Here is a 6,172-nt window from a genome sequence, read left to right on the forward strand (position 1 = left end):
GTCGGCCGGGAAGACCGCCCGCGTCACCAGGCCCGGCGACGGCAACGACTCCTTCGCGGGATCCTCGGCGTAGACGCGGGCTTCGACGGCGTGCCCGTCCGGCTCCCACGGGGAGTCGAAGACGCGCTCGGGCAGACCGTCCGCGCCGTCCCTGGCGAGCCGGAGCATCAGCTCGACCAGGTCGACGCCGAAGACCATCTCGGTGACCGGGTGCTCGACCTGCAGGCGGGTGTTGACCTCCAGGAACGAGGCCTCCTCGCGGACCGGGTCGTAGATGAACTCGACGGTCCCGGCACTGCGGTAGCGCACCGACGCGGCCAGCTCCCGTGCCGAGGTGTGCAGGAGGTCGCGGACGTGGCCGGGCAGGGCCGGAGCGGGTGCCTCCTCGACGACCTTCTGGTTGCGGCGCTGCAACGAGCAGTCGCGATCGCCGATCATCGCGACCCGGCCGAGACCGTCGCCGAAGAGCTGCACCTCCACGTGCCGAGCCGGGCGCACGAGCCGTTCCAGGAACACGCCCGCGGCGCCGAAGTTCTGCTGTGCCAGCGCAACGACGCCGTCGAACGCCTCGCGCACCTCGTCGGTGGTGGCGCAGGCTCGCATGCCGATGCCGCCGCCTCCCCCGGTCGCCTTGACCATCACGGGCAGCCCGATCCGCTCCGCCTCGGCGACCGCTTCGTCCGCCGACGACAGCAGGCCGGTCCCGGCGAGCATGGGCACGCCGGCGCGGCGCGCGATCTCCCGGGCGGTGTGCTTCTCCCCGAACGCGGCGATCTGCTCGGACGCCGGGCCGACGAACCGCAGGCCCGCCTCCTCCACGGAACGCGCGAACGTGACGCTCTCGGACAGGAATCCGTAGCCGGGGTGGACCAGTCCGGCGCCGCTGCCGAGCGCGGCCTCGATGATCGCGTCGGCCCGCAGGTAGGAGTCGCGCGCGGGAGCCGGACCGAGCCAGACGGCGGCGTCGGCCTCCCGCACGTGCGGTGCCGCGCGGTCGGCGTCGGAGTAGACCGCGACCGCCTTCATGCCCAGCGCGTGCGCCGTGCGGATGATCCGGCGCGCGATCTCGCCGCGGTTCGCGACCAGGACGACGTCGAAAGAGGTCATGGCGCCACCACGATCATGCGCAGCGGGGTCGGGTTGAAGTCGTTGCAGGGATTGTTCATCTGGGGGCAGTTCGAGACCAGCACGAGCACGTCCACGTCGGCACGCACCGCGACCCGCTTGCCCGGCGCCGACATCCCGTCGACGATGCCGAGCGCGCCATCCGCCTCGACCGGGACGTTCATGAACCAGTTGAGGTTCGACACCAGGTCGCGCAGGCCGAGACCGTGCTTCTGGCCCTCGGAGAGGAAGTTCTCCCGGCAGCCGTGGTGGAACATGACGTGGTGGCCGTACCGCAGCGTGTTGGACTCCTTGGAGCAGGCGCCGCCGATGGTGTCCTGCCGGTCGATCTCGTTGCCGACCACGGTCATCAACGGGTTGCCCAGGTTGCTGCGCAGCACCGTGCCGGTGCGGACGTAGGCGTTGCCCTGCCACGCCAGCGTGTCCGGCACGCTGTAACGCTCCTCGGTGTTGGCCGCGTGGTAGATCAGGCAGTCGCCCGACTGGTTGCCACCAACGTCCACAATGGTCAGCACATGGCCTGCCCGCACCACAGCGGACCAGGAGGCGTTGGGCGCGACCCGGTCGTCGAGCACGACCTCGCCCGGCACGAGTGGTTCCGACCAGTCGAACGACACTGAGCTGGTCACAGTCCTCGGGCCTCCGCGTAGTCGATGGTGTTCAGGTAGGCCCGGTGCAGTTCGGGCGTGGCCTGGAAACGCTCGTCGTCCGGTCCCGTGGGAGCGGCGCGCCAGGCGTGCACGCGCAGCGGCCCGGCCACGTACTCGGAGCGGGGGTCGAGCGGGTGCGGCACGTTCGCCACCAGCATCAGCAACGGCAGTTCAGCCAGCAGCTCGACCGAGGTGCCCGCCCCCGCCGATCCCCGCCACTCGAACGCTCCGTCGGGGTCGACCCGGATTCCCTGGAAGAAGGACACACTCGGCGGGAGGTCGCGCGGTGCGAGCCCGTGTTTGGCCGCGGCCTTGACGAAGAGCGATCGGCCCGCCGGGGACGGCCCTTCCGGCCTGGCGTCGCCGTACTTCCGCTCGTTCCACGCCTCGGTGCTCGTTCCGCAGAACGCGTCGTGGTGGCCGGACGTGTCTCCGACGATCGTCGCCAGCACGCGGCCGTCACCCGACAGCAACGGGTGCCCGGCCCCGAGGTACGCCTGCCAGGGGATCTTCACGGTGTCGGCGACGTTGAGCCGCTCGACCGGTTCCAGTGCGTTGTAGACGATCACGTGCGCGCACGCGTCACCGGTCGGGTCGTCGAACCGGATCCGGCTGCCCCTGGCGAGCACCTTGTGCGTGTATCCGCCGGGGGCAACGGTTTCCGCCCACGTGAGCGCTTCGACTCCCGCAGGCCGGTACGGGCTCGACGACGCGGGCAGGTAGGGCATCCACTCGCTCGTCTGCCCGCCCTGCGCGCGGGCGTCCGCCCTGGCGTTGAGAACGGTGTCCGTGAGGTGCGAATCCACAGTGGACACTAGGACTCCTGTGCGGTGTGCGGGACGTGGCGCAGTTCGATCCGGCCGCGCAGCCGGCGTGTGAAGAGCAGGTACCCGGCTCCGGTCGCAAGGCTGAGCGCGACCACGAGCAACGCGCTCCAGCGCAGCCACCAGGTCTCGCCGGTGAGGTCGTAGATCTCCGGGCGCGGCCACAGCAGGTTGACCGCCATGCCGATCTGGTAGACGACCGCGAGGGCGTTCAGCGGAATGCCCCAACGCCCCAGGCTGAACAGCGGTTTTCCTTGCTCGTCAACGCCTCTGGGCCAGCCGGTCCCGCGGAGCCGGGCGATCAGCAGCGGCACTGTCACGCCCAGGTACGCGAGGTAGAGCATCGCGATGCACAGGCTCGACAGCGCGGTGAAGATCGCGGACTGACCGATGTTGACCACGAGTGCGATCGCCGCGCCGACACCGACGACGATCGACGCACCGACCGGGGTGCCGGTGCGCGGCGACACCTTGCTGAGCGCGCGGTGGAACGGGAAGGCCTTGTCCCTGGCCATCGAGTAGATCATCCGCGCGCCGGCGGTCTGGATGGCCAGCGTGCACGCGAAGACGGCCACGGCGACGCAACACAGGAACAGGCGGCCCAGCACACCGCCCAGGCGTTCGGTGAGGACCCACGAGAGCCCGCCGGTCGCCAGGTTGCCGTCGGTGAGGCTCGGCGCGGCCATCAGCGCGCCGATGATGAGCAACGCTCCACCGACGGCCGACGCGATGAGCGCGTGCAGGATGGTCCGCGGGGTCGTTCTGCGCGGCGAATGCGTCTCCTCGGACAGTTCACCCGCGGAGTCGAACCCCACCATCACGTACGCGGCCATCAGCGACGAGGCGAGGAACGCGGGCAGATAAGCGCCGGTGCCGGTCCAGCCCTCGTGGTGGAACACGACGTCAGGACCGCGTTCGGGCAGGACGAACAGGGCGAACACCAACGCGATCACCGCGACGATCTCGATCGTGACACCGACGCTCGTGGCCGCGGCCATGTGCCGGATCCCGGCGATGTTCACGACCGTGGTGACCACGAGCAGGATCACGCCGAGCAGGACCGCGTTCTGCGCACCGGTCGGCGACGTGACCGCCGAGTCCGCACCGGATCCGCCGACGATCTGGAACCCGGACCAGATGCTCGGCAGGACGACCTGGATCGCGATCGCGGCGGCCGCGACGGTGAGGATCTGACCGATGACCATGACCCACCCGGCGAACCAGCCCGCGGTCGTCCCCGCCAACCGGCCCGACCACTGGAAGATCGCGCCCGAGACCGGCCACCGCGCCGCGAGCTCGGCGAAGCACAGAGCCACCAGCAGCTGCCCGGCGAAGACCAGCGGCCAGGCCCAGAAGAACGACGCGCCACCGAGCCCGAAGCCCAGCCCGAAGAGCTGGAACACGGTGGTGAGGATCGAGACGAACGAGAACCCCGCAGCGAACGACGAGAACGTGCCCACTCCCCTGCGCAGCTCCTGGGCGTAACCGAGTGCCGGGGTGTCACTGAGAGACGTGCTCATGGGTCCTCCGAGAGGCCGGCCGGAATATCTGTCGAGCGACAGGTAATAACGGTCGCGCTCCGGTGTTTCCCATCAGCGGCACCGCGTAAATTCGCGGTTAACCATCCCTCACAGGGCAGGCAAGCGCTCTCCGCGGGGATCAGCCGATGACGTCACCTCTTCTTCGGCCAGGGAATCAGCAACATGACGCCGGCGCCGGCGCACAGCAGGCCGATCGTCGTCCACAGCTGTTGCCCGGTCATGAAGCTGCCCTTCAGGTAACCCAGACCTTGTGCCGTCCAGACCGCGCCGAGCAGGACCAGCACGACCCCGAGCCCCACCATCAGTTTTCTGCTCATGGCGGGAACCCTATAGGCAGAAGTCTCCGCATTGAGTCCACAGTGGAGGGACGCATCGAGTTCGGCCCATCCCGCAGACCGGCGACTCCGCAGTCAGATCGTCAGAGCGGTCGTTTCCGCAGCGCCTCGGTCATCTGCGCGCCGATCTCCGGCGTCATCCGCCCGGTCAGCTCGAACCCGAGCTGGTCAGCGACGTCACGGACGTGCAGGTCGACCGCGGCCTCCACCAGATCCGCGTACACCCCGACCGCGCGGCGAATCCGCCGTCCCGACACCACCAACGCCCACACCCCGGGCACCAGGGCGGGCCACCAATAGCCGCCCACGGCCAGACAGGCCAAGCCCCACACCGGAGTCCTGGCGGCGGACGCGCACCGTTCCTGGACCGTCGTCACCTCTGCGCGCACCGGGTCCGGCAGCACCAGCCACAACCGCGGCCACAGCGTGGTCAGGTCGAGGCCGGTCCGCCGGACCCGTTCGTCCACTCCCCGCAGCCGGTCACCGGCCCACGTCGGGCAGGCCGGCTCGATCTCGGCGATCCCGTCGCGCCGCAACACCGCCCGCCGCGCCCTGGCCTTCGCCTTCCGGTTCGACCGATCCGCCAGCACCGCCTTGACCGCGGCCTCCGCCTTCCCCGACGCCCGCCGCCACCTCCAGCGCCGGACGGCTGTCAACGGCGTGCCCGTCGCACCCCAGGCCGCGACCACGGCGCCACCCAGCGCGGTCACCGTCAGCCCGACCGCGGCCGTGGCCGCGAGGAACCCGGCCGCGGCCCACACGAGTGCGGGCCCGGTCGAGACCGCCAGGACACGTCTCTGCAGCAAGGCGAAGTCGAGCGCGTGCGAGTGTCCGAGCACCGCGGCCACCGACACCAGAGCGACGAACACCGCGGCGGGCAACGCGAGCGCGGACGCCCAGCGCGTGGCCAGGTTCTTCCCGAGCTCGGTGAGGAACGTCGTCACAGGTCGACCCTGATCTCACGGAACCGCAACCCGGTCAGCGCACACGAAGGGCGCTCGTCCAACGCCGACCGCGTGCACGCGTCCGTCGGGCACACGAACGCCGTCACCGCCACGCCCCGCGCTCCCTTCCACGGCTCGAACCCGCGCGGTCGCCGTGTCAGGTTGTCGATGCCGTTGCGGGCGAAGGCGTCGTCGAGCAGGTCGAGGTCCACTTCGGACACTTCACCGCCCGCTGCTCCCGCGGTGACTCTGGCCAGGACGTCCGCGACGCCGTACCGGGCGGCGCGTTCGGCCAATGCCTCGCCCGACTGCTCGCACAGGGCCTCGACCCTGGTCTTCGCTGCCATGCCGATCTCCGAACTCCCTTCACCGCGATCGCGATCACGCTACCGTGGGCGGGACGGATCAGGGGGCTGCGCGTGTACGACGACGTCCGGACGGTGGTCGAGGAGTTCGAGTACACCGGCGACATCGCGGCGCTGCTCACCGCCGACCTGCCGCCGCCCCACGAGTGTCCGCCCGACCTGCTGACGCACCTCGCGCAGGCGCACTGGTACCAGTTCCAGGCGCAGAGCGGGTTTCTCGGCCTGATCGACCGGGAGGTCGCGACCGGTATCGCCGGGCAGCCTGGCGACCCGGTGGTCGCCGCGGTCCAGCTGATGCCGTGCGGAGGGTTCTTGTCGTCGTCCCGAAGCGCTTCGAGGGTCGCTCGCAGCTCTCTGGCGGCTTCTCGCCCGGCGTCGCGGATCGCCA

General features: G+C 70.4%; 8 protein-coding genes. 1 reads left to right on the forward strand and 7 read right to left on the reverse strand.

The annotated features are described in order from the left end of the window. The 7 genes from ABZX92_RS44710 to ABZX92_RS44740 all read right to left on the reverse strand — a co-directional run. Positions 1 to 1,107 (reverse strand): biotin carboxylase N-terminal domain-containing protein (locus ABZX92_RS44710; RefSeq protein WP_355572103.1); only part of this gene is annotated, 1,107 nt, incomplete at its 3' end. After that, positions 1,104 to 1,754, reverse strand: a complete 651-nt coding sequence (locus tag ABZX92_RS44715; RefSeq protein WP_355572105.1) for an urea amidolyase associated protein UAAP2 — start codon at positions 1,752 to 1,754, stop codon at positions 1,104 to 1,106. The genes ABZX92_RS44715 and ABZX92_RS44710, both read right to left, overlap by 4 nt. Beyond that, positions 1,751 to 2,590, reverse strand: coding sequence for an urea amidolyase associated protein UAAP1 (locus ABZX92_RS44720; RefSeq protein WP_355572107.1), 840 nt, complete (start codon positions 2,588 to 2,590; stop codon positions 1,751 to 1,753). The genes ABZX92_RS44715 and ABZX92_RS44720 overlap by 4 nt, the downstream gene beginning before the upstream one ends. Continuing rightward, complete coding sequence (locus ABZX92_RS44725; protein ID WP_355572108.1) at positions 2,590 to 4,119, reverse strand: amino acid permease; 1,530 nt, start codon at positions 4,117 to 4,119, stop codon at positions 2,590 to 2,592. Before ABZX92_RS44725 ends, ABZX92_RS44720 begins: the two co-directional genes overlap by 1 nt. Positions 4,120 to 4,271: 152 nt before the next feature. Next, a complete protein-coding gene (locus ABZX92_RS44730; RefSeq protein ID WP_355572110.1) occupies positions 4,272 to 4,457 on the reverse strand; it encodes a hypothetical protein in 186 nt (61 codons plus the stop codon). 101 nt (positions 4,458 to 4,558) lie between these two features. Beyond that, entirely contained in the window at positions 4,559 to 5,419 is an 861-nt protein-coding gene (locus ABZX92_RS44735) for a hypothetical protein (protein ID WP_355572112.1), read from the reverse strand. After that, on the reverse strand, positions 5,416 to 5,766 hold the full coding sequence (locus ABZX92_RS44740) for a hypothetical protein (RefSeq protein ID WP_355572114.1): 351 nt from the start codon (positions 5,764 to 5,766) through the stop codon (positions 5,416 to 5,418). The genes ABZX92_RS44735 and ABZX92_RS44740 overlap by 4 nt, the downstream gene beginning before the upstream one ends. Before the next feature lie 72 nt (positions 5,767 to 5,838). Here ABZX92_RS44740 and ABZX92_RS44745 point away from each other — a divergent pair. Beyond that, a partial coding sequence (locus tag ABZX92_RS44745; RefSeq protein WP_355572116.1) for a hypothetical protein occupies positions 5,839 to 6,172 on the forward strand: 334 nt, incomplete at its 3' end.

Origin of the sequence: Lentzea sp. NPDC006480, from assembly GCF_040611995.1 — a bacterium.
Lineage (GTDB): Bacteria > Actinomycetota > Actinomycetes > Mycobacteriales > Pseudonocardiaceae > Lentzea.